Annotated in this window: 19 protein-coding genes and 1 tRNA gene; 9 read left to right on the top strand and 11 right to left on the bottom strand. The window is 54.0% G+C overall.

Annotation, left to right across the window (positions count from 1 at the left end; all coding sequences use genetic code 11):
• Positions 1 to 76: 76 nt before the first annotated feature.
• Together GQS_RS07235 and GQS_RS07230 are read right to left on the bottom strand one after the other, a co-directional pair.
• Positions 77 to 1,393 (bottom strand): acetate--CoA ligase family protein, encoded by a 1,317-nt coding sequence (locus tag GQS_RS07235; RefSeq protein ID WP_014013028.1) that lies wholly within the window; start codon positions 1,391 to 1,393, stop codon positions 77 to 79.
• Positions 1,394 to 2,593 carry a hypothetical protein gene (locus GQS_RS07230; RefSeq protein WP_014013027.1) on the bottom strand — a complete coding sequence of 400 codons (1,200 nt, stop codon included), beginning with the start codon at positions 2,591 to 2,593 and terminating at the stop codon, positions 1,394 to 1,396.
• Between the two features lie 70 nt (positions 2,594 to 2,663).
• On the opposite strand from GQS_RS07230, the gene coaD reads away from it, so the two are divergent.
• The 3 genes from coaD to GQS_RS07215 all read left to right on the top strand — a co-directional run bounded on the left by coaD (position 2,664) and on the right by GQS_RS07215 (position 4,028).
• A complete protein-coding gene (coaD, locus tag GQS_RS07225; protein WP_014013026.1) occupies positions 2,664 to 3,167 on the top strand; it encodes a phosphopantetheine adenylyltransferase in 504 nt (167 codons plus the stop codon).
• A gap of 32 nt (positions 3,168 to 3,199) precedes the next feature.
• A complete protein-coding gene (tpiA, locus tag GQS_RS07220; RefSeq protein WP_014013025.1) occupies positions 3,200 to 3,880 on the top strand; it encodes a triose-phosphate isomerase in 681 nt (226 codons plus the stop codon).
• Between the two features lie 72 nt (positions 3,881 to 3,952).
• Positions 3,953 to 4,028, top strand: a tRNA-Gln gene (locus GQS_RS07215).
• Positions 4,029 to 4,754: 726 nt separating this feature from the next.
• Here the strand turns inward: GQS_RS07215 and GQS_RS07210 are convergent.
• From GQS_RS07210 to GQS_RS07180, 7 genes are all read right to left on the bottom strand, one after another.
• Entirely contained in the window at positions 4,755 to 5,441 is a 687-nt protein-coding gene (locus GQS_RS07210; RefSeq protein WP_014013024.1) for a hypothetical protein, read from the bottom strand.
• Between the two features lie 49 nt (positions 5,442 to 5,490).
• Entirely contained in the window at positions 5,491 to 9,876 is a 4,386-nt protein-coding gene (locus GQS_RS07205) for a DNA-directed DNA polymerase II large subunit (RefSeq protein WP_014013023.1), read from the bottom strand.
• Positions 9,877 to 10,028: 152 nt separating this feature from the next.
• On the bottom strand, positions 10,029 to 11,123 hold the full coding sequence (locus GQS_RS07200) for a hypothetical protein (protein WP_158306494.1): 1,095 nt from the start codon (positions 11,121 to 11,123) through the stop codon (positions 10,029 to 10,031).
• Positions 11,120 to 13,267, bottom strand: a complete 2,148-nt coding sequence (locus GQS_RS07195) for a DNA-directed DNA polymerase II small subunit (protein ID WP_014013020.1) — start codon at positions 13,265 to 13,267, stop codon at positions 11,120 to 11,122. Before GQS_RS07195 ends, GQS_RS07200 begins: the two co-directional genes overlap by 4 nt.
• Positions 13,267 to 14,514, bottom strand: a complete 1,248-nt coding sequence (locus tag GQS_RS07190; RefSeq protein ID WP_014013019.1) for an ORC1-type DNA replication protein — start codon at positions 14,512 to 14,514, stop codon at positions 13,267 to 13,269. Before GQS_RS07190 ends, GQS_RS07195 begins: the two co-directional genes overlap by 1 nt.
• A 279-nt stretch (positions 14,515 to 14,793) precedes the next feature.
• Positions 14,794 to 15,405 carry a hypothetical protein gene (locus GQS_RS07185; RefSeq protein WP_014013018.1) on the bottom strand — a complete coding sequence of 204 codons (612 nt, stop codon included), beginning with the start codon at positions 15,403 to 15,405 and terminating at the stop codon, positions 14,794 to 14,796.
• A gap of 239 nt (positions 15,406 to 15,644) precedes the next feature.
• Positions 15,645 to 16,268, bottom strand: coding sequence for a hypothetical protein (locus GQS_RS07180; RefSeq protein ID WP_014013017.1), 624 nt, complete (start codon positions 16,266 to 16,268; stop codon positions 15,645 to 15,647).
• A 708-nt stretch (positions 16,269 to 16,976) separates the two neighbouring features.
• Between GQS_RS07180 and GQS_RS07175 the strand changes: the two genes are divergently transcribed.
• The 3 genes from GQS_RS07175 (at position 16,977) to nucS (ending at position 20,033) form a co-directional block, all read left to right on the top strand.
• Complete coding sequence (locus GQS_RS07175) at positions 16,977 to 17,993, top strand: TrkA family potassium uptake protein (protein ID WP_014013016.1); 1,017 nt, start codon at positions 16,977 to 16,979, stop codon at positions 17,991 to 17,993.
• A gap of 187 nt (positions 17,994 to 18,180) precedes the next feature.
• The gene (gene radA, locus GQS_RS07170) at positions 18,181 to 19,245 is read left to right on the top strand and encodes a DNA repair and recombination protein RadA (RefSeq protein WP_014013015.1); all 1,065 of its coding nucleotides are present in this window, start codon (positions 18,181 to 18,183) and stop codon (positions 19,243 to 19,245) included.
• Between the two features lie 35 nt (positions 19,246 to 19,280).
• A complete protein-coding gene (gene nucS, locus GQS_RS07165) occupies positions 19,281 to 20,033 on the top strand; it encodes an endonuclease NucS (protein WP_083818282.1) in 753 nt (250 codons plus the stop codon).
• Here nucS and GQS_RS07160 read toward each other — a convergent pair.
• Complete coding sequence (locus GQS_RS07160) at positions 20,030 to 20,410, bottom strand: DUF473 domain-containing protein (RefSeq protein WP_014013013.1); 381 nt, start codon at positions 20,408 to 20,410, stop codon at positions 20,030 to 20,032. The two genes, nucS and GQS_RS07160, sit on opposite strands and share 4 nt — an antisense overlap.
• A gap of 9 nt (positions 20,411 to 20,419) precedes the next feature.
• Positions 20,420 to 21,148, bottom strand: a complete 729-nt coding sequence (locus GQS_RS07155) for a proteasome assembly chaperone family protein (protein WP_014013012.1) — start codon at positions 21,146 to 21,148, stop codon at positions 20,420 to 20,422.
• 327 nt (positions 21,149 to 21,475) lie between these two features.
• Here GQS_RS07155 and GQS_RS07150 point away from each other — a divergent pair, with 327 nt between their 5' ends.
• Genes GQS_RS07150 through GQS_RS07140 form a run of 3 tightly spaced genes read left to right on the top strand, consistent with a single transcriptional unit; the run spans position 21,476 to position 23,710 of the window.
• Complete coding sequence (locus GQS_RS07150; protein WP_158306493.1) at positions 21,476 to 22,393, top strand: hypothetical protein; 918 nt, start codon at positions 21,476 to 21,478, stop codon at positions 22,391 to 22,393.
• The gene (locus GQS_RS07145; RefSeq protein WP_014013010.1) at positions 22,384 to 23,064 is read left to right on the top strand and encodes a hypothetical protein; all 681 of its coding nucleotides are present in this window, start codon (positions 22,384 to 22,386) and stop codon (positions 23,062 to 23,064) included. Before GQS_RS07150 ends, GQS_RS07145 begins: the two co-directional genes overlap by 10 nt.
• Positions 23,036 to 23,710 (top strand): hypothetical protein, encoded by a 675-nt coding sequence (locus tag GQS_RS07140; RefSeq protein WP_014013009.1) that lies wholly within the window; start codon positions 23,036 to 23,038, stop codon positions 23,708 to 23,710. The genes GQS_RS07145 and GQS_RS07140 overlap by 29 nt, the downstream gene beginning before the upstream one ends.
• The last annotated feature ends 68 nt before the right edge of the window (positions 23,711 to 23,778 follow it).

Genomic DNA, 23,778 nt, shown 5'->3' with positions numbered 1-23,778 from the left:
TTGCCGGGCCACCCACACCGGGGATGAATCATTCCTCAGAAAGGAATCCGATTTCACGTTATAAAAAGGGCGAGGCTCAGCGCCTCGCGAGCCAGGCGAGGGCTTTGGCGGCCCGCTCGGGGGTTGGGAAGTTTTTGACCCCGTGTTCCTCAAGCAGCTTGACCCCGTCCCTAACCAGCTCCCCCGCCATGAAGTTGACGATGACCGGCTTGTCGCAGTCGGCCTCGATTATGGCTTTGGCTATCTCCCGGCTCGGTATGAAAATCGGCGGCACGCAGATGACGAGGAGGGAATCCACGTTTTCGTCGCGGCAGACGACTTCAATCGTTTTCCTGTACCTATCGTAGTCGGCATCGGCTATCAGGTCAATCGGATTCCGCACCGAGCACTGGGGCGGAAGGAATGAGCGGAGTTCATTGACGGTCTCCTCGCTCAGCTTTGCTATCTCAAGGCCCAGCCTTTCGAGCTTGTCCGCAGCCAAAACGCCCGGGCCGCCGGAGTTGGTGATGACCGCCACGCGCTTTCCAGTCCCAGGGTACATCTCGAAGGCCTTCGCCGCGTCGAAGAGCTCCTCCATCTCCTCAACCTCTATCGCCCCAGCCTGCTTGAATGCCGCGCGATAAATCTCATAGCTTCCCGCGAGCGAGCCGGTGTGGGAAGCGGCCGCTTTAGCACCGCTGGCGCTCTTGCCGGCCTTGAGGATTATGACGGGCTTTCTTGCCGTCGCATAGCGGAGCGCCTCCATGAAGCGCCTGCCGTCCTTAACACCCTCGATGTAGAGGGCTATTGCCTTCGTGTTCTCGTCGTCGGCGAAGTACTCAAGGAAGTCGCTCTCGTTCAGGTCGGAGGCGTTTCCATAGGAAACGAAGGCGGAAAATCCTATCCCCTCGTCGTTGCCCATCGCCAAAGCCGCGCCGCCGAAGGCACCGCTCTGGCTGATGAGGGCCAGTCCTCCAGGCCTAACGCGAACCTCGAAGGAGCCGAAGAACCTCCCGTGGACGCCGAAGATTCCGGCGCAGTTGGGGCCGATGATTCTGACGCCGTGCTCTCTCGCCTTTTCCACCAGCTCGCGCTCGAGATCAGCGTTCCCGACCTCCGAGAAGCCGGCGCTTATTACAACGGCGCCCTTGATCAGCGGGCCGATTTCGTCTATGAGGGACGGCACGAACTTCGCGGGGATGGCGATTATGGCGCTGTCCACGGGTTCATCGAGCCGCTCACGGATTTTAAAGGTTCTTCCCGCGACCTCGACGGTTCCCCCCTTCGGGTTGACCGGGATTATTTCACCCTCAAAGCCGCCCTCGACGATGTTCCTCAGGATTTCGTAGGCTATGGCACCTTCCTTGAATGAACCGAACACCGCAACGCGAGAGGGATAAAAGAAGAAGTCCATTCACTCACCTCCATCCATCTCTCCAGACCCTTCCCCATCCTCTGATGAATCCTCCACCGAAGCCTCTCCTTCCTCGAGGGGCTCCTCGGTTTCCTCAACATCTGAGCCGGAGGAACGGCGCCTCTTCAGAACCACTATGCCAAGCACAACCAGGACTACCAGGCCGCCCCAGAGGTAGGGAACGTAATTTGTTTTCTCCTCTGTGACCGTGATGATTACCGTGTTGTCCGGCGCGAGCTGATACGTTCCACCCTCCACATGAACCTCATCGAAGCTTCCGGGGAGCTTGATGATGGCCTGCCACACCTTCTCCTTGGATGTCTCCCTGTAGGAGACCTCAGGCTTTGCCACACCGATGACAACCAGACTGCCGTTTCTCTGGGAGGAGTCGATGCTGACTATATCCATCGTGCCCCTGAAGCCCTTGATGATGTATTCCACGGTGCTCTTGCTGGCCTCCGCCCCGCTGAAGGTGGCGTTGAACTGGACGTAGCCCCCGCGGGGGTCGTAAACCAGGGAAATGGTTCTGTGGGTCTCGTTGAGGAAACGCATGAACGTGTGGAGGGGCGTGCAGACCTCGATCAGCGGTATGTAGTCTCCCCCCGTCCAGATGGCTACCCCATCGGTGAAGTCATCCGGTTTGGGGGCCAGGTTCTTGACCTCGTAGTCCTCGGGGAGGATCAGCGTCATCTTGTCCCAGGTGTAGGCGAAGACATGCCCCTTAAAGACGAAGTCCATCGAGCCGGACAGGGGGCACCTGAGAACCTTCCCGTCGTCGCTTACGAGAAAGTTGGAAATCACGAACGTGACCGTGGCGGACCAGTTGTCAAGGACGCGAACAGGGCCGCCCGCCGGGAGGTATATCGTGCTGGAAACGTTGGCCGCCTCAAAGCGCTTTTCGAAGTTGTCCTTAAGGTTCTCATACACCAGCTGACGGACAAAGTCACGGAACTCCTCCTCAGCCTTGGTGCTGTTGTTGGCGGCGAGGTTCTCGAAGTAGGCCCGGTAGACGGGGTCCTTCAGAACGGCGTGAACCTTGAAGGTGGCCATCCAGACCTGGGAGCCGTTTATGGTCGTCGGAGCGGTTTTTATCACGAAGTCCAAGTTAAAGAGGGGCTGGGGATCGTCCGCGGCGGAAGCCACGCCGAAGAGAGGAGTGATGAGAAGAACCGTGAGAATCAGAACCGCCAGCTTCCTCATTCCATCACCTCCGAAAGAATCTCCGCAGGCAATAAAAAAGCTTATTGGTTCGGTCGCCCAAGGTATCCCCATGAGGAAGAGGTACAGAAAGGTCGTCGTCGGCGGAACCTTCGACAGGCTTCACCTCGGCCACAAGGCCCTGCTGAGGAAGGCCTTCGAGGTGGGGGAATACGTTTACATAGGCCTGACATCCGACGAGATGATCATGGACAAGCCCTACGCGGAAAAGATACTCCCATACGAGCTGCGCCTCAGGGATTTAATCAAGTTCTTCGAGGTCAACGGCTACTCCGGCTACCGCGTCATCAAAATCCACACAGCGATAGGATTTGCAGGGGAAATGAAGAGCCTCGAAGCCATAGTCGTGAGTGAGGAGACCTACAAGGGCGCCCTGGTGGTCAACCGGGCGCGTGAGGAAAACGGGCTGAGACCGCTTGATATAGTAACCATCGGCCTCGTTAGGAGCTCCCTCGGCCCCAAAATCAGCTCCTCCCTCATAAGGGCGGGCCTCATAGACCCGTTCGGGAGGCCGGTTTCCAGTGGAAACGAAACTCCCCGACGGAAAGACGTTTAAGGGAAAAGAACGTAACACTTCCGGTGATACCAATGTCGAAGCTGAAGGAGCCGATTATAGCGATCAACTTCAAGACCTACGCCCAGGCCACGGGCGAGGGTGCCCTGAGGATAGCCAAGGCCGCCGAGAAGGTCTGGAAGGAGACGGGCATAACCATCGTTGTTGCGCCGCAGCTTGCCGACCTCTACAGGATAGCCCAGGAGGTCGAGATTCCCGTCTTCGCCCAGCACATCGATCCGATAAAGCCCGGAAGCCACACCGGCCACGTTCTGCCGGAGGCCGTGAAGGAGGCTGGGGCGGTTGGAACGCTCCTCAACCACTCGGAGAACAGAATGATTCTCGCGGATTTGGAGGCCAGCATAAGGCGCGCCGAGGAAGTTGGTCTGATGACGATGGTCTGCTCCAACAATCCGGCGGTTTCAGCGGCGGTGGCAGCACTCGGGCCGGACTACGTTGCCGTCGAGCCGCCTGAGCTCATAGGCACCGGTATTCCGGTCAGCAAGGCCAAGCCCGAGGTCATCACCGACACGGTCGAGCTTGTTAAGAGGGTCAATCCGGACGTTAAGGTTCTCACGGGCGCGGGGATTTCCACTGGAGAGGACGTCAAGAAGGCTTTGGAGCTCGGAAGCGTCGGAGTTCTCCTCGCGAGCGGAGTTACAAAGGCCAAAGACCCGGAGAAGGCGATAAGGGATCTGGTGTCGCTGATTCTCTGAGCCTTTTCTAACTTTTCTACTGCAAACAGGGCTTAAGATTTATAAGCTCGGACTCGGCTTTTTCTATCGGACAGCCCCGTGGTGTAGCGGACAATCATGCGGGACTTTGGATCCCGCGACCCGGGTTCGAATCCCGGCGGGGCTACCACACAAACTTCGCCTGCGCGAAGTTTGATCAAGGTTTGTGATTCTTTCTGAAAATTGCGATTTGAAAAGGATTTTCTCTCAAACTTCACAATTCCAGCCAGGATTCACTTCTAAAAGAGCAACATCCACGGGGTTCAAAACCTTTTAGCGCTCCCACGGAGCGCGGTTCAAGTAGAACCCTCACAAGAAGGAACATTGGTGGTGAATTCCTCTTCTAAGGACTAAAATGAAGTAGTAAAATCCTTTCTCAGGAGGGTCTTGTAAAGGAATCACAAACTTTTGGTCAAGCTTTGCTAAAGCTTGCTCTGTATTCTCAAACCCCCGATGATGGGTTCCACCTCGCGCCCTGTTTTTCTAAACCTCCGGGGAGCTAACGCCCCCACACCCCCAGAAACTTCGCCTGCGCACGTCGAGCTCTGCTCGACGCAAGGGATGACAGTCCCGCAGAGTTTGACCAAGGTTCGTAGCTCCTTTTAAAAGGCTAAATTCTGAGTGATTTTCTACCCAAACGGTTGTTTTAAGTGTGAGAACTTTTCAAGTTGCTCCTTGGCAGGGGTTTAACTTTAAAATCGACGCCCCTTGGGCGTCAAGGGAAAGTAAACCCTTTGTTGAGGTTTGTTTAAACGTGTTCTCCTTGAGAAAACGAGCCTTCTTAGTGCAAAATCCCTGTATTATGACCCTCTTAGAGGGGAGCTACGTGCTTTTGGTGAAGCTTTTTCCAAAAGCTTCAAAACGCAAACTCCTCCACGCTGAACTCTTCCATTACCCTCTCGAAGTCGTGCTCGGGAGCGTAGGTGAAGCCGCACGTGGTGCACTTAAGGACGCCATTCTCCTCGCTCAGGGGTGAGAAGCAGACTGGACAGCGGTACTCCTCCCGGCTCAGCCTATCGTAAACCTCGTCCTTCATGACGAGCAGGTTGAGCTCGAGCTCCCAGTCCTCGTGGAGCATTCCCCAGTAGGGTGTCTCTATGGGGTAAAAATCCTCAAGAATCAGGGCGTTTATTCCGATGCCCCGGATTCCCAGCGGCAGTTTTCCAGTGGGTTCGATTGAAACCACGTACTGGTCGTAGAACTCGATGTTCTCGGCGCGAACCGTCAAGCCACGGGAGAGCCTTGAGCGGAGGGGAATCACCTGAAGGAAGAGGCTTTCCCTCTCAACGTCCCAACTGGCGCTTACAGAGACGCTCCCCTTCGTGAAGAACTGGGTGATGTAGCGGTCGTCCCTCTCTTCGCCGGCTAGGTGAAAACCCAGCTTGCCCATCGCCCGTCCAAGGAAGTTCGACCTTGGAAGCTTCCGATAGTTGATCAGATACTCCCCTATCCATCCCGCGAGGGGCATAGAATAGCCCACGAACACCTGCCTCTGAACCCTCAGGTAGGCTACGCTGGGGAGCAATTTGAACCCTGAGTTCATTCCCATCAAAGAAAGAACGACGTAATGATATATATGATTAACGGAAAAACTAAGAGCCGAAGAACTCGTCGAGGCTTATGCCCTTCTTTTTCTTCTTCATGGCGACCTTTTCCTTCTTAACCGCCTTCTCAAATCCTTGTGATGGCTTTATCTTCTTCTCGGAGCGCTTGGAGGTCTTCTTGGATTCCTTCTTTTTCTCGGTCTTGGACTTCTGCTTGAGCTTTCCGTTCGCCTTCAGCTCGTCGAGGTAGCCATTTTTGCCGTTGGATTTGCCGGTACGGGCCTTTATCATCTTCTCGCAGACGTCGGCCGAGAAGCCCATCAGAGTCCTCTGCCTCTCCGGGAAGACGTTCTCGAAGAGGGTCTTTATGTCCTTCTCGGTCAGGCATATCCTCTGCCTCGTGTAGTCGAGCACGTTGTACTTCGTGACCAGCATCTTCGCAGTTGGAAGATACTTCTCTATGGCGCCCTTGCTGACGGTCAGAACGATCTTTCCGCCGCACTTGGGGCACTTGCCGGCCAGCGGCGGCCTTCTGTATTTGGTGTTGCACTTAACACAGCGGAACTCCTGCCTCGTGAAGCTCCTCAGGTTGCCCCTCAAATCCGGAACGAGGTGGGAGTTGATTATCGTTTCTGCCACGTGGTGCTCATCGACCGCCCTTATGCGCTCCGCCAGGGCCAGCTGGCGCTCCACCTTCTCGACCATGTCGCCGAGCTGTTTGTACAGGCTCATCTTCGGGCCGAGGCCGATGTCGTCCGTGTCGTGGGTGAACTTTATGCCTTCATACATCTCCGGTTTGCCGAGCCTGTCCTCAACGCGCTCGATGAACTTAATCTCCTTCGGAGACTTCATCTCGTAGGTGGCGCTGTAGAATTTCAGCGGGTAGTAGCGGACGACGTCCATGTTGTGAACCTCGCTGTCAACCTCGCGCGGGTCGAGGCGCGTGGTAACGACCAGCGGGGCGTCCATCTTGCCGCCGCGCTTTTCAGGCAGATAGTACTTGCTGAAGTTGAGCAGGGCGTCGAGGAGGAGCATTACAGCGTCTTCATCTCCGTCGCATTGATGTGTTACAATATTCTCATTTATCAAAACATTGTGGTATTTCTTAGCGTTTAAAGAGAACACGAAGTCATCTTTTGGCTTGATATATTCAATGCGTTCAAGTTTGAATAGTTTTATGGAGTCCTTCTCATAAACTCCAATTAATTCCCCTTCCTTAACCTCAAAGGCTCTCTTCTCCACGAACTTTCCGTCCTCGTAGACGAGAACCGGGTGGTCAACGGTCGTTTCGAAGCTCCTTCCCAGCTCAAGCTCGAAGCGTATGAGGTTGTCAGTGCTTGGGGCCTTAATGACGTCCTCGATGTCGGTGAGGACAACCTTACCGCTCTCGGGGTCAAATGAATAGACCTTAACGTCCCTCTTTGGCTTCCTTCTCACGTAGACCATGTTCTCGTAGCTCTCCTCCTCGAACATCTCGTAGAGCTCGCGGAGCGTTATCCTGGCGGGCACACCATCAATCTGGACAAGGATTCTCGTGTCTCCCGGGAAGCAGTTCCTCCTCTTCGCTGCGTGATAATACGGGTGCGCGTAGCCGACCAGAACGTCGGAGAAGCCTATTATCCTGCCTATGATTCCAGCCGAAGTGTGGGGAGCAAGGCCGATGACGAGGTGCCCGACGAGGTCTTCCATCTTCTCGGCGTTGTAGAACCTCGGCAGACCGTAGAACTTCTCGAGGAGGTCGTCTATGAAGCGGGCCACCTTGAGGAGGTACCTCCCGGCCTCGTAGGGCAGTATGACGTCTTGAACCCTGAGTTCTAATATCTGGTCGTCCCGCTCCAGGGGCTTGCCCTCGAAGTCGTGGGTGTAGCCGAGTTCGCGGAGCTTTTCAACGCTCGTGCCTATCTCCTTTGGCTTGAAGTGGGTTATCGGGGCATCTGTGGCGTCGAAACGAATGGTGCCGTCTTTAAAGACGTAGACGTCGTTTTTAGCCCTCAGGAGACCCTTCTCCAAGGGCTCGGCCATCTTATAGCCGGAGGTCATACCCTGGACGCCCTTGAGCTTGTCGATGCCGTAGACCTTGACGTTCTCCATGGCGGCGCGGAGAATCTCGGAGGGTTTTATGGTCCTCCTCGCGTAGGGCTTCAGCTCGGTGCCGCACTTTGGACAGCGGAAGTCGAAGTTCTCAGCCTCGCTCTGCGAGTAATCAACGTTGCACTTGGCGCAGTGCCAGAGGAGTTCCTTCCTCGTCCCGCAGCGCGGGCAGATGTGCTCCGGCCCGGTGTGTCCGCACTCGGGGCACTTGAAGAAGGCTATCTCCACGCTCGTTACCTTCCCTTCCTCGGCGGCTTTCTTGATGTCCCTGCTCGAGCCGCCAGCGAGGCCGATGGGGAAGAGAACCTGCACCGGCGGCTTCATCTTCCTTTCCTTGGCCTTCTCGGGCCTGCCCATGCGAGCTCCGATCCAGCTTATTCCCCTGTCACGGAGCTTTATCCTGCTGTTCTCGTTGATGATGTCTATGACGGTGTGGAACGGCTTTGCCCTGAACTCCCATTCGAGGTTGCCGAGAGGCGTGAGCAGGGCGGCGCTCCATGGGTAGTCGATGACTATGACCTTCTTCCTCTCCTCTGTCCGCTCAAGCCTGTGCGGGAGGCCGAGGAGTTCAAGGTAGCGTTTGATTTTGGGGTCGTTCTCCAGAACCACCTTCCTCGCGAACTTGTTCTTCATGTGCTCGTTCCACTCGATTTGAGCGCCCAGCAGCGCCCGCTGGAGTTCTTCAACTTCCTCAGGCCTGAGCGTGTTCCAGTAGAGGGTGTAGTATGGGTGGAGCGGGATGTCAAGAACGTTTGAGATGTGTATCGCGGTCTCAACATCGGGTTTAACACGGAGCGGATCCCTGAGAAGCCTCCGCAGGAATTCAGAGTCAACCTCGATGTACTCCGCCGCCTCCTCAACTGCATCCTCCGGGTTCTCTGCAAAGGGCTCCAGCTCGACCTCGTAGGTCTCGGCTATGGCCCCCACCAGCTCCTGAATCCACCATTCCTCCGAGTAGTTGGCGGGAAGAAGGGTCTGGTTGTTCTCCACGAAGTCCCCGAAGTTGACCAGGGCGTCGCCGACGTAGAGTATCTCCTCCAGCCTGTCGCGGACCTTGAGGGCGGTCTCGTAATCATCAACCCGTATGACGCTCCCGTCCTTGAGCTTGACTATCGGCCCCTCGACCGTCGTTGCCGGCGTCACGATACAGCCCTTGCCGGGCCTTTCCGTCTTCATCTGTGTTCCAATCGCTATGAACTCGTCGAGGAGGAGCATGGTGGCGGGGTTGACGCTCCAGGTGGCGAATCCGCTGACGCGGGAGCGGCCGTAGCGCAGACGGAAGCCGCCGTTCTCGGAAGGCTCCGCGAAGAGGGGCCTGCCTCCGATTATCTCCTTCGTGTACTTCTTGTTGGGGGCGATGTTGGCCTTAAAGCGCTCGTAGAGCTCATAGTAAAAGCCCTTCTCAACTTTCTCGACAACTTCCTCTCTGGCGCCGGAATCCTCGGCTTTGGATTCGGAAGATTTGGAATCATCTGCCTTCTTACCCTTTTCTTTGGCATCTACGAACTCCTTTATCCAATCCCAGCCTTCAACACCCATCTTGTCTATGTACTTGACGAGCTTCTTCGCCTTCTGGAGGACACCCTCGGCGAGGACGAGTATGGCGCCGCCGCGCAGGTGGTTGGTCTCAACGCCGGGAACGTCGCGGTGGCTGACTTCAACCTTATCGGTCTCTTCGCCGGTGATCTCGATGGGGATGTTCTTCATGGCGAGCCTTACTTCATCCGCCTCCGGGTGGTACTGCAGGCGCGTGACGGCGCGGTGGTAGAGGTCGATCTCCTCCACCATCCTCTCTATGTGCTTCTCGCTGGGCTTGAAGCGGTCAAGGCCGAGCTTCTTCCTGACGTAGTCTCCGACGAGGACGCTGAGGGCCTGTGCGGTTCCACCGGAACTCCTGATGGGGCCCGCGTAGTAAAGGGCGAGGTATTCGGAATTGTCTCCCCACTCGTTCCTCTTGACCTTGACGTCGGCTATTCCCTCAAGGGGGGCCGAGACTATACCCTCAGTGAGGATTGCAAGGGCGGTTCTAACGGCCTGCTCGGCGTAGCGCTCCTTGCTCCCCAGGTCGCCGAACTTACCGTCTATAATCTCGTCAACGACCTTTAGGGCGGCCAGCTCTTTACCGTACTCCTTAACAAGAACGCGTATCCTCTCGGCCACGCCCTTCGGACCGACGAGGCTCTCAACACGGCCGGCCATGTCGGTCGCCTGGGGAACCTCAACCTCAAGGCTGGGATCCTTTCCCTGTTCACGGGCCTTTCTCGCTATCTCATAGGCCCGGTCTATCTCGCGCTGGAGCGATTCGAAGTAGGATTTCATCTCGGATGAGTAGAGCTCAGGCATGAGAACCCACCTCATAAAACAGTCCAATGTTTAAAATGATGAAATAAAAAGTGACATACTGCATAAGTCGGCCAAGGAGATACCGCCTAGTCTGGCGGTACCTCCACTTTAATATTATATGTCTCTGAATAAAAACCTTTCGAAAATGAAAGCTATTCATCAGAAGAATCACCCCCATAAAGAGATATAAGTTCTCGGGCGCTAAGATGCTCAAGGGGAAAACCCAGAAGGCGCAGATATTCAGCTATCCGCTTCCCATGTTCACCCAAGGATACCATGACCCCTCCCGCTGAGAGGTGCTTGAAATCCTCGGTAAAAGAGAGAATCTTGAGGGATCCTTCGCTCTCTTCAACGTATCTGAGGACATACTCATAAACCGGCGATGCCTCAATAAGCTTTTTCTCATCCTTCCCAGATAACAGTCCTACTGGGGAAAGCTCAGGAACCAAGTATACTATTGGCGAGGGACGGTGATGTAAGGGGTTTAATTTAACTGATGGGTCTTCATAAATGATATAACCCAAATCCCTGCTTCCAATGTGATAGACTCTAAATCTCTCATTGTCGAATCCAAATGGTTTGAGATAGGATTTCAACTCAGTAAGATCAGGTTTTTTGTTCCGTAGCTTTATTATCGTTCCAATGTAACCTAACAGTAAATCTGAAGTAGATATAAGCAAATTGACCTTATCCCCGTTTGGAACTACATAGACATCGTTGTTTCCGTACAACTCCCTCCACGCCGGAGTTTCAGGGGATGTTGAAAAAGCATCCACATATATCCTAGCACCTTTAATTCCAGTCCGATGGACGACAGCCCACACGGGAATATATGCAAAATAAGATTTAAGAGTGCTCTCAATAAACGTTTTCACGCTTACTGGCTTTTCCTTTCCAGGAAGAGATATCCTCGACTTTCCAAATGATGCAAAAACAAAGTTGACGTAGAGATTTGAGGCGTTTACAACATCATTAACAAAATCCCTCAAAAAAAGCATATACTCTCTCAACTCAGACCCTTCAATCAAAGCTCCCCTAACATCCACAGACGCAAAAACCCTCCGTGGAGTATTGATGCCATAGATGGACTTGAAACGATCCATGAACTCGTAGTACAGCTCCCTAAATATAGGGTAATCTGAGTCCCTAATACCAACAGCAACCCCAATTCGACTAAGGAACGAACCACGCCTGCCCACGAGCGTAAGGATATCTTCATCAGAACCAAAAAGCCAGTACATCTTCAAACCCCCTCACAGTACTCGTCAAACCTCACAACGGCCCTCAGGCGGGCGGTTTCGACGTCTATTATGGGCACCCTGGCGGGTGTCGGCATGATGTTCACCATCTTCTGGAACTCCGTCTGGGCCTGCCAGGTTCCGGTGTTTATCAGAAAAACGCCGTTGTACATCTTGTACTCCATAACGTGGACGTGACCTGCCTGGAAGAGGTCGGGAACGGATTCTATAACGAGGGTATCCTCCGAGTCCGGTGCGACTGGCACCTTTTCCCCGAAGGTCGGCGCAAGGTGGCGGAGTTTGAGCAGGTCGAGCATGGCCTCGGCGGGCCTGTGGTGGCTCCTGTTCGGGATGAAGCTGACGACGTCCTCTATGCCGCGCCCGTGGGCAATGAGAAAGTCGCGTCCGTGAAGCCTCACGACGGCAGGGTTGCTTATCATGACGGCGTTCTTGAGCTTCTTGAGGGGCCTGGCGTACTCATCGTAGAACCCCGGCTGGGGGAGGGCGGTTCTGGCGGCGTCGTGGTTGCCCGGGCCTATGAACATGGTTATGTGATCGGGCACGTTGCGGAGGAGGTTCGCCAGGGCCTCGTACTGGTCGAAGATGTCCGGAATCTCCAGCTCGTTGTACTGGCCGGGGTAGATGCCGATTCCATCGACGACATCGCCGGCGATTATCATGTACTTTATCCTGCTCACGAGCTCCTCCTCGGCGCGGTTGTTCACCTCACCGTTGAGCCACTCGAGGAAGCGCTCAAAGGCCTTCTCGCAGAACTTGTTGCTTCCCACGTGGATGTCGCTGAGGAGGATGGCGTAAACCTTCTCCTCGAGCGGGGGCTTGTCGCGCTTGAACTTCGGAACGTCCGGGAGGTAGATCCTGTTGGCGAAGAATATGCCCCTCCCAGAGTAGCGGCCGCGGAAGGCTACAACGGAGTCAGGCATTATCTGGAAGAACTTCTTGCTCTCCTCGTTGTTGCGGTTTATGAAGACCTTGATTATCCCGGTGCTGTCCTCGACCTCGAACATGTAGCCCTTGGCAGTCTCGCGCTTGCTGTTGATGAGGCCGATGATTGTTACCTCCTCGTCCCCTCCAACGTAGCCCAGCTTCCCTATGTCTATGACGCTGCCGAGCTCGGGGTTCTCGCGGAGGATTCTGCGCATCTTCCTCAGCCGGCTCTTGAAGTAGTCCGAGTACACCTTGACGATTATCTCGCCCTCCTTGCTGGCGGCGCTCTTAACCTTGGGAACCTCGAACTTCACGTTCTTGACGTCGAAGACGAGCTCCCAGTCGTCTTTTATCTCCCTCGCGCGGTAGTGGAAGCCCTCCCTGGGCGCTATAACAACATCCGCATACGTCGAGTAGCTCTTCTCCTCGGGAACCTCCTCGCCGACGTAGGCTATCGGCACCCCGTAGTCACCGTAAACTATCTTGGGCTTCACACCGTTCCCGTTCTCGTCGGAGTAGTAGGATTCATCGTCGGCGTAGCCGTTTCCGTTTTCGGGGAATGCAGAGCCACTGGGCAGGGCTGGACCCTCTGCGGCGGGCTCAGACCGCGACACAGCACCGTTCTCCACAGGAAACGTCTCGGGGGAAGCCTCCCCGTCTGGGGTCTCGGAGGACACGTTTTCCTCGACCGACGCCCCGCCATCACCCTCGGGGGACGGAGTTCCAGTGGAAATGAAACTCCCCCCTTCAGAATAGCCGGGTTCTTCTTGCTCAGATTCACCAAAAGAGGCAGTTTCCACCACGGAGTCAATGGGAGTTCCAGTAGAAATATAGGTTGATGACGCTTCTTCAGGAGGACTAATCATATCGGCGGATTCGGCAACAGGAGCCGCGTCAGAAGTATTTTCGGCAAAATCAGGTGATTCCTCCGACAGTTCGCCGGTTCCCCCAGATTCGAGAGGGATTTCCTCGGCAACCTCGCGGCGCTCGGGGGAACCCTCGCCGGCGGTGGGTTCCAGTGGAGCGGGGGCCTTCATGCTGAGGAACTCCTTCGCAATGGCGGAGTCTATGACAAACGTGCCCCTGGCGCGGGCGAACTTTATCAGCTCGGCGAGGGTGAAGTCCTTCTTGTAGCTATCCACGAGAAGGTAGTAAGCTGAAGGGGTGATTAGATAGCGATTGGCCATTAAATCCTCGATCAAACCCATCAGAGCAGCCTCCTCTGGCGGGACATGCTCACCGTCAGCATGGTCTGGAGCTGGGAATCGTGTCTGTATATGTTCTTGACCTTATAAGGTGTTACGTTGAGCCTTATCTCCTTCGTCCTGCCGTAGCGACCCTTGCTGACGACCTTGGCGTTGATGATGCCGAGCATGTCGAGCTCGTTTATCAGGTCGCTCACGCGCCTCTGGGTGAGGGGTTCGAGGTCGATGTGGTCGCAGAGGGACATGTAGACGGAGTAAACGTCGCCCGTGTTCGCGGGCAGTTCGCCGTTCTCGTCCAGGAGGACTATCGCGTAGAGCAGAACCTTCGAGTGGAGCGGAAGGGTCTTTATGACCTCCTCCATGGTGTCCTGCTCTATCTTCTCCTGGGCCTTCCAGACATGGCGCTCGGTTACCTTGCTCGCCCCCTCGCGCTCGGCTATCTCCCCAGCAACGCGGAGCAGATCGAGGGCCCTCCTCGCGTCGCCGTGCTCCCTCGCGGCCAGGGCGGCACACAGGGGCACGACGCCGTCGTCGAGAACACCCTCGTTGAACGCGTCGCCGGCACGCTGCATCAGAATATCCCTGAGCTGGTTGGCATCGTAGGGCGGAAAAACAACCTCCTCCTCGCTCAGACTTGAGAGGACGCGCGCATCGAGGTATTCCTTGAATTTGAGGTCGTTTGAGATGCCTATGATGCTCACCTTCGCAAGGCCCAGCTCGGTGTTTATCCTCGTGAGGGAGTAGAGTATATCATCGCCGCTCTTTTTGATTAGCTTGTCAATCTCGTCCAGAACTATTATGACGAAGCGCTCACGGGCGTCGATTACCTCCTTAAGCCGTGCGTAAACCTCATCGGTGGGCCAACCAACGAGGGGGACCTCAACGCCGCTCTCGTTCTTGAAGTGGTTCACGATGTTCGCCAGAACGCGGTACTGGGTGTCCACTATCTCGCAATTGATGTAGATAACGTCCACGGGAATCTCATACTTATCGGATATCCTCTTCAGCTCGTCGGTAACGAATTTTATGGTAACCGTCTTACCCGTTCCCGTCTTCCCGTACACAAAAACGTTCGAGGGCGTCTCGCCGCGTAGGACGGGAACCAGAATATGAGCCAGCTCCTCAATCTGCTCGCGCCTGTGGGGGAGCTCCTTGGGGGTATAGCTGTGTCTGAGGACCTCTTTATTCTTGAATATCTTCTTGGCGTGAAGGTACTTCTCGAAGATTGAATCAAGGTAATTGTCGTCCATGCCCACCACCTATTCCAATGGAAATCCAGGCCGGTTGCGGATTATTGTACGAACTTAACTATGTGATTTTGCCAATAAGACAGTTTTAAGACAGTATTTTGGCTATTTTCCCAGAGTGTTATTTATATTTTGAACATCAGACACTCGTTCCAGAGGAAGCACTGGATGCAGAGGAAAGCATAGATATTCGAGGTCAAGGGTTTATATGCGTTGTTGAACAGGGGGATGTAAAAAGAAGGTGAGAAAACAGAAGAGATAATCAAAGAAAATAAGCCAGCGTCACGCCCCTTCAGGCCCAGTTTTTTCTTGCGTGGCCTCAAGAACGGAATCCAGAAGCTTCTTCGCCCCCGCTTCGTCGAGTCCAACTTTAACCGTCATGAACTCCAGGAGCTGGTCGTAGGTGTATCCCTTCTTTATCCTCTCGAGGAGCATGTAGAGTATGCGGTCAAAGACCCGCTCCACGAATTCCTCCTCAAGACCCAGCGCCTCCACGCCGGACAGAAGTCCTATCGCCAGGGCAGTTAGGGCGTCGTTGAATTCATCCTTTCCAAGGGTCTTCTTGTCCAAGTCAACGCGGATGTTGACGACGTCGTTGGGCCTTCCCAGGCTGAACTTCATCATGTGAATCCTATCGTTAAGCTCCAGAAGCGTGTGGTACACATAGAGCTTGTCAGCCTCGTCCATGCCGTACGTCTCAAGGCTGGTGGGAATCACGAGATGAACGAACTCATCAGAGAACGCGACCACAAGGGTAAACGGCATCTTGGGGTGTTCCGCCACGTAGGTGGCCTCACCAATCTCGCTGACGTTCCACGGAAGATCCACGATATCTTCAGCGTCCTCACTACCGGACCTAAGCCACTCAAGAACCCGGGCCTCTATATCATCCATAACAGATCACCTCAGTGAGGTTAAACCTAAAGGTGTTAATAAGGGTTTCTACCCAGAACTTTCAAACAAAGATGTCGAACCCACTGTGTTCAAAAAGCGCACAGATGAATACATTCCATGGAGAATCCATCCGAACACCTTACGACGCAGCCGTAAGTGGAGCCAGAAAAAGGAACTGACCCCCTCGCACACGTCATAAAAAAAGAACGAGATCCGAAAGAAAAAGGAAAAGCTGCGGCTCAGAAGTACCCAACGTCCTTTTCGTGACCCCCAAGGGAGCGCTTCGCGGCAAAAACCTCATCAAGGAGGTTTTTCGCATCCTCAACGGTCATGCCAACCTTAACGGTCAAGAACTTCATCAGCTCCTCCCTGCTGGCACCCTTATCAACCCTGTCCACGACCATGCTCACTATACGATCGAATATCTCCTGGGCGAACGCCTCCTCGAGACCCAACGCGGAGACGGAGGAGAGGAGCCCTATCAGGAGTGCGGTCAGGGCGTCGTTGAACTCCTCCTTTCCGAGGGTCTTCTTATCCAAGTCAACGCGGAGGTACACATCGTCGTTCATTCCAGACAGGGTGAACTTCATCATGTTCACCTGGTCGTTGAGGCGGAGGAGGGTGTGGTAGATCTTGAGCTTATCGTCGTTTGTCATCGAGAAGGTCTCCAGCCCCAGCGGAACCAGGAGATGAATGAAGCCCTCGGAGAAGACCACCAGGAGCGAGAAGGGCATCCTTGGGTGTTCAGCCACGTATGTGTTGGGCTGAATTTCCTTAACGGACCAGGGGAGGTCCACTATGTCTTCCGCGGCATCATCACCAGCTTTCAGCCACCCGAGAACCCGGGCCTCTATATCATCCATAGGGATCACCGAAATATAGTACGCGACTTAGGTTAATTAATCTTACAGTGGAAATGGACGTGTTACACCGGAACCAGCGCCCTCCACAGGAAGCGGAAGAGGTGGATGAACAGCAATGTTCTTCAAAATTTTATGTTTGTAAACGACCAGATGCATTCAAATGGGCACTTCCACTGAAAGGTGAATGCACATAAATGTGCACAAAAAACAGTACATCAACGAGCATAAAACGACAACACAGGTTAACAATAGTGCTTAACAAATATCAAAAATTTAACAGTATTATACCCCCAGGGAGTTTCGTTTCCTGTGGAACCCGGTTTTGGCTACTCCCAGTTTTTCTTTTTGAAATGGTGAAAACTCTCCCGTCTTCTTTTCAATTTCTGGTATTTATAGATTTTCATGAACAATGTTCATAAAAAACTGTAGATATGGAATAGTAATGAACATGAATCCATATCAACTCCCAATTGGTTTAAAACATGATAATCTCACATTTGTAATGTGGTTTATAAGCCCATCTTTTCGTAATTCCTGCCAGGAAAACCGTCCATCTCCAAAACTGGGTTCCAGTGGAAATAAAACTCTGGGGGGTCTTTCAGATGGCCATCGAAAAAGACCTTTGTTTCCACTGGAAAAAATGCTCCATCCGTGGACTTCCAAGGGCAGTGATGATAGTTTTTTAAAACCCCCACTTTAGCTTATACCATGATCCCGGTACCGCTCGTGCGAAGGCTTCTCAGGATGAAGGTCAAGGTCAGCAGGAACAGGCTGCTCCAAATAGCGGCGCTTGTACTCCTGCTGGCGGTTATTTTTGCTTTCCTGTTCATGTACTTTGAGAACGTGGGCTTCTACACGGCTTTTTACTGGGCGATCATAACGATGGCCACAATCGGCTATGGGGATATAACGCCCCAGACCGAGGCTGGCCGCGCCGTGGCCATGGTCGCTGCCGTTGCCGGAATCTCGACTTTTACTGCCCTTGTTTCCATTCTGGCTGAATACTTCATTTCATCGTCTCTGAGGAGGATGATGGGCATGCACAGCGTTAGGTATTCTGGACACTACGTGATAATCGGCCGCGGGAGCAGCATACCCAGCTGCGTGGGTGAGCTCATGTCCGCGATTTCCAGTGGAGAGATAGAGATGAGGCCTATAGTGGTGGTCTTTCCCGACGAGAGCGAGCGGAAGAAGGTTGAGCTTCCAGAGGAAGTGGAGGTCCTCATCGGCGACCCCACGAATCCAGAGACCCTTGAGCGCGCCCACGTGAGGGAGGCATCCTACGTCATCCTCGCCCTTGAGGACGACTCGAAGTCCGTCTTCACGACCCTCATGGTGAAGCGCATGTCCAAAGCGAAGGTCTTCGTCGAGGCCCTCCGCGGGGAGAGCCTGGAGCTGCTCAAGGGGGCCGGGGCCGACAGGGTGATACTCAGCAGGAGCCTTGCCGGAAGACTTCTCGCAAGCTCCGTTTTCGAGCCAGAGGTTGTGGACGTCATAGACGACCTTACCACGGCCTCCGGAGGCTACGATATCTCCGTTCTGGAGCGGGGAGACCTGTGGGGCGTCCCCTACGTCGAGGCCATGAAGCGCCTCCACGAGGAGGGCTACTTCCTTCTCGGTTACTACAAGGAAAAGCCCGTTCTCAACCCTGCACTGGAAGAGAAGATTCCCGAAGGATCCAAACTGATCGTCATAAAGCCCGGCTCTTCCAGTGGAAAAAGGTGATGGTGTTGCCCCACCGTCCTTGCCGGCGGGGTGTGGGTTTGACTCCAGCCAAAACTGCCCCACAAGGGTGCGGATTTGCAATATCTCCCGATATCCGGCACCTTTGTCCTCCGCTCCACTGGAAAGAAAAGTATATAACCCTTCGGCTTTTTACCCCTATGAAAGGTAGTTGTAGTGGGTGAGTGAGATGCCAAGGAAGAAGAAGGCTGAGGATGAAATAAAAGAGCTCGAGGAGTTTGAGGAGCTCGATGTCGTTGAGGAGTCCCCGTCAAGCTCAACCAAGAAAAAGAAGGAGAAGGAGATAAAGACCCTTGAAGACCTTCCAGGCGTTGGTCCCGCCACTGCCGAAAAGCTTCGCGAGGCCGGCTACGACAGCATCGAGGCCATAGCCGTCGCCTCCCCAATGGAGCTCAAGGAGATAGCGGGAATCAGCGAGGGTGCCGCGCTCAAGATAATCCAGGCCGCCAGAGAGGCCGCCAACATAGGAACCTTCATGCGCGCCGACGAGTACATGGAGAGGAGGAGCACCATCGGCAGGATCTCCACCGGAAGCAAGAGCCTCGACAAGCTCGTTGGCGGCGGTGTTGAGACCCAGGCGATAACCGAGGTCTTCGGTGAGTTCGGTTCCGGAAAGACCCAGCTGGCGCACACCCTCGCGGTGATGGTTCAGCTCCCAGAGGAGGAGGGAGGCCTCCACGGCTCTGTCGTTTGGATAGACACCGAGAACACCTTCAGGCCGGAGAGAATAAGACAGATAGCCGAGGCTAGGGGCCTCGACCCAGACGAGACGCTCAAGAACATCTACGTTGCGAGGGCGTTCAACAGCAACCACCAGATGCTCCTCGTTGAGAGGGCCGAGGAGATAATCAAGGAGAAGGCCGAGACGGACAGGCCGGTGAAGCTCCTTGTCGTTGATTCCCTCATGGCCCACTTCAGGAGCGAGTACGTCGGCAGGGGAACCCTCGCCGAGAGGCAGCAGAAGCTGGCCAAGCACCTCGCCGACCTCCACAGGATAGCTGACCTCTACGATATAGCGGTCTTCGTCACCAACCAGGTGCAGGCGAAGCCGGATGCCTTCTTCGGCGACCCGACGAGGCCAGTCGGTGGCCACATCCTCGCCCACAGCGCGACCCTGAGAATCTACCTGAGGAAGGGCAAGGCCGGCAAGCGCGTCGCCAGGCTCATAGACAGCCCCCACCTTCCAGAGGGTGAGGCGATCTTCAGGATAACCGACAAGGGCGCCGAGGACTGAGTTAGTTTTTTAACCCCTCTTCTTTACTCCACTTCATGTCAAAGGTTGAGGCCGTTCAGAATCCCCCTCGCGAGGAAATCCTGAGGATAGTAGACTCCGCCCTGTCGTCCGAGGCAATGCTGACGATATTCGCCCGCTGCAGGGTGCACTACGATGGAAGGGCCAAGAGCGAGCTCGGCTCAGGCGACAGGGTTATAATAATCAAGCCTGACGGTGCCTTTCTCATCCATCAGAGCAAGAAGCGGGAACCCGTCAACTGGCAGCCGCCTGGGAGCTTTGTAACGATTGAGGAGCGCGATGGCATAATCATCCTCCGCTCCGTGAGGAGGAAGCCGAAGGAGATACTAGAGGTCGAGCTTGAGGAGGTCTACCTGGTCTCCCTGTTCAAGGCCGAAGACTACGAAGAGCTTGCTTTGACAGGCAGCGAGGCCGAGATGGCGGAGATGATATTTAGAAACCCCGAACTCATCGAGCCGGGCTTCAAGCCCCTCTTCAGGGAAAAGCAGATCGGCCACGGCATAGTGGACATCCTCGGACGCGATGGGGACGGTAACCTCGTCGTCCTTGAGCTGAAGCGCAGGAAGGCCGACCTGCATGCCGTCAGCCAGCTTAAGCGCTACGTTGAGGCCCTGAGCAGGGAACACGAGAGTGTTAGGGGAATACTGGTCGCACCGTCCCTGACATCCGGCGCAAAGAAACTCCTCGAAAAGGAGGGCCTTGAGTTCAGAAAGGTTCAGCCACCGAAGAGGGAAAAGCTCGGAAAAGGCCGGCAGAAAACCCTGTTTTAACCTATGTCCATCTCCTGCGGCAGCATCTCGCGAACCCTGACAACCAGCACCGTGTTCCTCTTTCTCACTTCGACTATTCTGCCGAGGCCGAGGAGCCTCACCTGCGCCCTGCACACGGTCACTTCCCTCTCGTCGCTCTCTTCCCATGGAATCCTCTGCTCCATGCTCTCCAGGCGAAGTATTTCCGCGAGAAGCCCCTCTGTGCCCACAGTAACATCCTGGAAAGTCTCGTAGGTGAGAAAGACCCTCCCGAGCTCGCGGGCCCTTTCGAGCGCCACGACGTTCCTCGCACCCCTTACCTCAATGGTCTTGTAGGGACTCCTCAAAAGCTCATCGAGAACCCGTCTCGCGATTCCGGCGAGAGTTATCGCCTCCATGCTACCACCTCACAGGTAGATGCTCTCGTACTGCTTCTCGGCCTTTCTCCTGGCCTGCTCCATCTGCTCGTGCATCTTCCTAAGCTGGGCCTCTATCATCTCCGCCTCCTTGAGCAGGGGCTCCGTTGAGACCTCTATCGGCGTCAGCTTCTTCAGAACCTCTATGACGTTCGCAGCGGCCCTCGGGTCGGGCCTGTCCCCGAAGGTCTCTCCCAGCAGCACATAGGCGTCGAGTTTTTCCTTGCTCGCCTCCCAGAGGAGCTTCCCGCTCATTCCCATTATCGAGCCGTACTGGAGGATTTTCACCCCCAGGTTCTCGAGCTCCCTGTTCAGCTCTTCCTTGGCCCCAACCCCCCAGACGTCCATCTTCTCCTTGAAGAGGCCTATGCCTATGCCGCCGAGGGATACGATCTTGTCGGCCCTCATGTCCTTGAGGTACCTCACGAGCTCCCGGGCTATCTCGCTCACCAGGGTGGGCGGGACGTAGATGTCCGCCACGGCGAGTATTATGTTGTCCTTCCCGTAGAACCTGAGAGGAGGGTTGGGCTTTCCGTCGAGTATCAGCGCCATGGGTGGGATGAACGGGCTCTCCACGTAGCCTATCATCTCCATTCCAAGCTCCTTAGCCAGGAAGTTCGCCGCTATGTGGCCGACCAGGCCTATCCCGGGGTAGCCCTCTATCAGGATGGGGTTCTTTATCTCCGGGAGCACTATCTTGACCGGACTCCCGTTTTCCACGGTACCACCCCCGGAGAAATTTAGTTCCAAAAGGTTATTAAATTTTCGGATTCTTTCATTTCCGGAGAGATTATTGGAACTAGAGTCGATGTTACCTGCTTCGGAAGGCTATTAGATCCTTCAAGGGGATTCAATGTGGAGTAACTGGGTTTGGACAGGATGCACAGTTGGGCTGATTTGTCCGGTACCAGCGGAAGAGATATTACGAGGGGACATTTGAAATCCCTTAAAATGTTCATATTTTTATTTCCAATTTTATGTTTCTAACAACTGTCTGTAGAAAACTATATATAGGTCTAATGCCTATATGCCTAATGCCTAATGGTGATGTCCTTGAGATGGGCAAGACTCTTGGCGGGAGTGCTGGTGGTTGTTTTTGTTTTTTCTGGGTTTGTTAGTGCTATGCCCCAGCCAGACGTAAGTGGATGGATGGCAGTTGACATGTTCATCCGCTACCAGATTGACATGAGCAAGGCCAAGGGAATCTCAGAAGACCCGTACTTTGTGGACAAGCTTACGAACCTCGTTCTTCAGAGGTTTGACAAGGAGCTTGACGCTGAGATTGCACCCTACGCTGGAAACCTAACTCCCGAGCAGAGGAAGCAGTTGAAGTACCTTCTTGTCAGCGACTACATCTCTTATCTCTATCAAAAGAGTTTTTACCCTAAGAACGCAAAAACTCTCGTGGTGAAGCCTATTAAAGTTGCCTCAGTAAAAGCAGGGAGCAAGGTTTATGACTACTATTATGCTCCAATGAGTTCTTCAATCCCATATCCAATCCACTGGTGGGTGCAGGTTAGAGTTGACCTTACAGGGGGATCTGGCAAAGATTGTGCTGGAAACTCTTATGATGTTGATGGGAACAACAATATCTCAAAGATAGTTGTTAAGTGGAGCGGTAACGACGTAATCTACGAGATTCATTTCTATGATGGGGACTACCCAGTACCTGGAGTTGACCAAGCGTACGACAAGTGGCGGTGTCATAACTATACAGACAGGGATTCAACTTATGGTTGTGAGGACATTGAAAGCATTGAGATTTTAAACGGTAAATTGATATTCCACAGTGATTGGAGCAACGACCAGACCTACGCTACTTATCGTGTGCATCATTTAGTTCACTCCGAACCATACAAGCAAGGCGTGGTACTCTATGTTAGCAATACATGGGACCATCTAATGGCGACCTTTGACACCAATCCTGACATGTCCAAAAATTGGGGGTACACTGCATGGAACTGAAGCGGATTTTCTCCCTTCTTTCTCTTTTAGCGATTTTAGCTGTGATAATCTATTTTGAGTTTGTGTATTTTCCTTTTACGACTGAGTGTTATTACGTGCGGGGGCACGTTGTCTATGACACTCCCTGTACGGTCCTCTCAACAATTCTGGAGTCGCTTGGCCTGGTTGTTCTGGCTTCGCTTTTTTCGAACAAGAGGGCCTTCCTTGTGACGGGCGTTGTGTACTTCGGCTTTCCGTTTATCATGGGGGCTACAACCTTTGACAGGACCCTCGCGGGGATAGCTTTAATCCTGTCGGTACTATTCGTGCTCTTCGGTTCTCCCGGGAGGAACTTCAAGGTGGCCTCCACCTGGGTGTTGGGGGCTCACGTTTATTCTCTGATGCTGTTTTTCCTGTGGGTTCCACTTATGATTTTCTTTGACCATTATTTCCACCCGAGGGAATTCCTTGATGGGTTGCTCGTCATCCTGTTTCTCTTCTCTCCCCTCCTGTGGAAGTATCGTGGATGCAAGGCTTTCTTTGCGTTTTCAGGCTTAACGTACGTTCTTCTTTATTTCCTAATCCCGGGGTTTTACCCCTTTATCTACGAGGCGCTCCTACCCCTCGCGGGGTTGTTCCTCTGCTTGAAAGGTGGTGTTGGGAATGGATTCGAAACAAGACGGAAATCGTAGGGCCGTTCGAAGGGTGCTCCTCGCATTTTCACTGATAGCCTTGGCCTTCTTCGAGTTCTTCTATCTATTCGGTTTTCTTGATGGGACGTGCTACGCCTTCTGCGTAACCTTTTATAACCTGCCTTGTCTCGTTTTTTCAGTGGGGATGTTCCTTTTTGGTCTGACTTCGGTGATAGCGTGGTTTCCAAAGTACACACGAGTTTCGATGGCTTTCCTCTCTGCCTACTTTGGAGTTACGCTACTGGCTTCCCTCTGCTGGGCCCGCTGGGTCCCCGTAATCTCGTTCGTAGGGCTGGTTCTCGCGGCTACAATATATCAGCTCTCCCCCAGGAAATTTCCATCCCTTAGAGAGTTCCTCGAGCGGTTCTTCTTCGGCCTCGCCCTCTCTACTTTTCTATTCCTTGCGTTGGGCAACTGCCTTGATGTCACTGTTAAGCCCTTTGCATGTGCTCTGGTTCTTTTGGGAGCCCTTTCCATTCCCCTCAGGGTGAAATACCCTCGTTATTCCCCAGTTCCACTCCTCCTTTACTTCGTCATTAGTCTTTTAGTTCTCGGCTTTCACGGGCTTGAGCTCTTTGGTTTGGTGGCTTCAGCGCTGGCGCTCTTGGCTTTTGACTTAAAAGCCTCGGGGGAGTGGGTACATTGAAAGGTTTTCTCCGTCTTTCCCTCTTTTTGAGGCTCTTCCTGAGGGTTTTCGCCTTCGCTTACCCGCTC

The sequence above is a fragment of the Thermococcus sp. 4557 genome (genome assembly GCF_000221185.1).
Classification (GTDB): Archaea; Methanobacteriota_B; Thermococci; order Thermococcales; family Thermococcaceae; genus Thermococcus.
Note: the sequence above shows the minus strand (reverse complement) of the source record. Positions and strands in the feature narration are given on the sequence as shown.

Bases quoted from the DNA above. Each gene is read 5' to 3' on its own strand.
- GQS_RS07235 (WP_014013028.1), bottom strand. From the start codon at position 1,393: ATGGACTTCTTCTTTTATCCCTCTCGCGTTGCGGTGTTCGGTTCATTC.
- GQS_RS07230 (WP_014013027.1), bottom strand. From the start codon at position 2,593: ATGAGGAAGCTGGCGGTTCTGATTCTCACGGTTCTTCTCATCACTCCT.
- coaD (WP_014013026.1), top strand. From the start codon at position 2,664: ATGAGGAAGAGGTACAGAAAGGTCGTCGTCGGCGGAACCTTCGACAGG.
- tpiA (WP_014013025.1), top strand. From the start codon at position 3,200: ATGTCGAAGCTGAAGGAGCCGATTATAGCGATCAACTTCAAGACCTAC.
- GQS_RS07210 (WP_014013024.1), bottom strand. From the start codon at position 5,441: ATGAACTCAGGGTTCAAATTGCTCCCCAGCGTAGCCTACCTGAGGGTT.
- GQS_RS07205 (WP_014013023.1), bottom strand. From the start codon at position 9,876: ATGCCTGAGCTCTACTCATCCGAGATGAAATCCTACTTCGAATCGCTC.
- GQS_RS07195 (WP_014013020.1), bottom strand. From the start codon at position 13,267: ATGGGTTTGATCGAGGATTTAATGGCCAATCGCTATCTAATCACCCCT.
- GQS_RS07190 (WP_014013019.1), bottom strand. From the start codon at position 14,514: ATGGACGACAATTACCTTGATTCAATCTTCGAGAAGTACCTTCACGCC.
- GQS_RS07185 (WP_014013018.1), bottom strand. From the start codon at position 15,405: ATGGATGATATAGAGGCCCGGGTTCTTGAGTGGCTTAGGTCCGGTAGT.
- GQS_RS07180 (WP_014013017.1), bottom strand. From the start codon at position 16,268: ATGGATGATATAGAGGCCCGGGTTCTCGGGTGGCTGAAAGCTGGTGAT.
- GQS_RS07175 (WP_014013016.1), top strand. From the start codon at position 16,977: ATGATCCCGGTACCGCTCGTGCGAAGGCTTCTCAGGATGAAGGTCAAG.
- radA (WP_014013015.1), top strand. From the start codon at position 18,181: ATGCCAAGGAAGAAGAAGGCTGAGGATGAAATAAAAGAGCTCGAGGAG.
- nucS (WP_083818282.1), top strand. From the start codon at position 19,281: ATGTCAAAGGTTGAGGCCGTTCAGAATCCCCCTCGCGAGGAAATCCTG.
- GQS_RS07160 (WP_014013013.1), bottom strand. From the start codon at position 20,410: ATGGAGGCGATAACTCTCGCCGGAATCGCGAGACGGGTTCTCGATGAG.
- GQS_RS07150 (WP_158306493.1), top strand. From the start codon at position 21,476: ATGTCCTTGAGATGGGCAAGACTCTTGGCGGGAGTGCTGGTGGTTGTT.
- GQS_RS07145 (WP_014013010.1), top strand. From the start codon at position 22,384: ATGGAACTGAAGCGGATTTTCTCCCTTCTTTCTCTTTTAGCGATTTTA.
- GQS_RS07140 (WP_014013009.1), top strand. From the start codon at position 23,036: ATGGATTCGAAACAAGACGGAAATCGTAGGGCCGTTCGAAGGGTGCTC.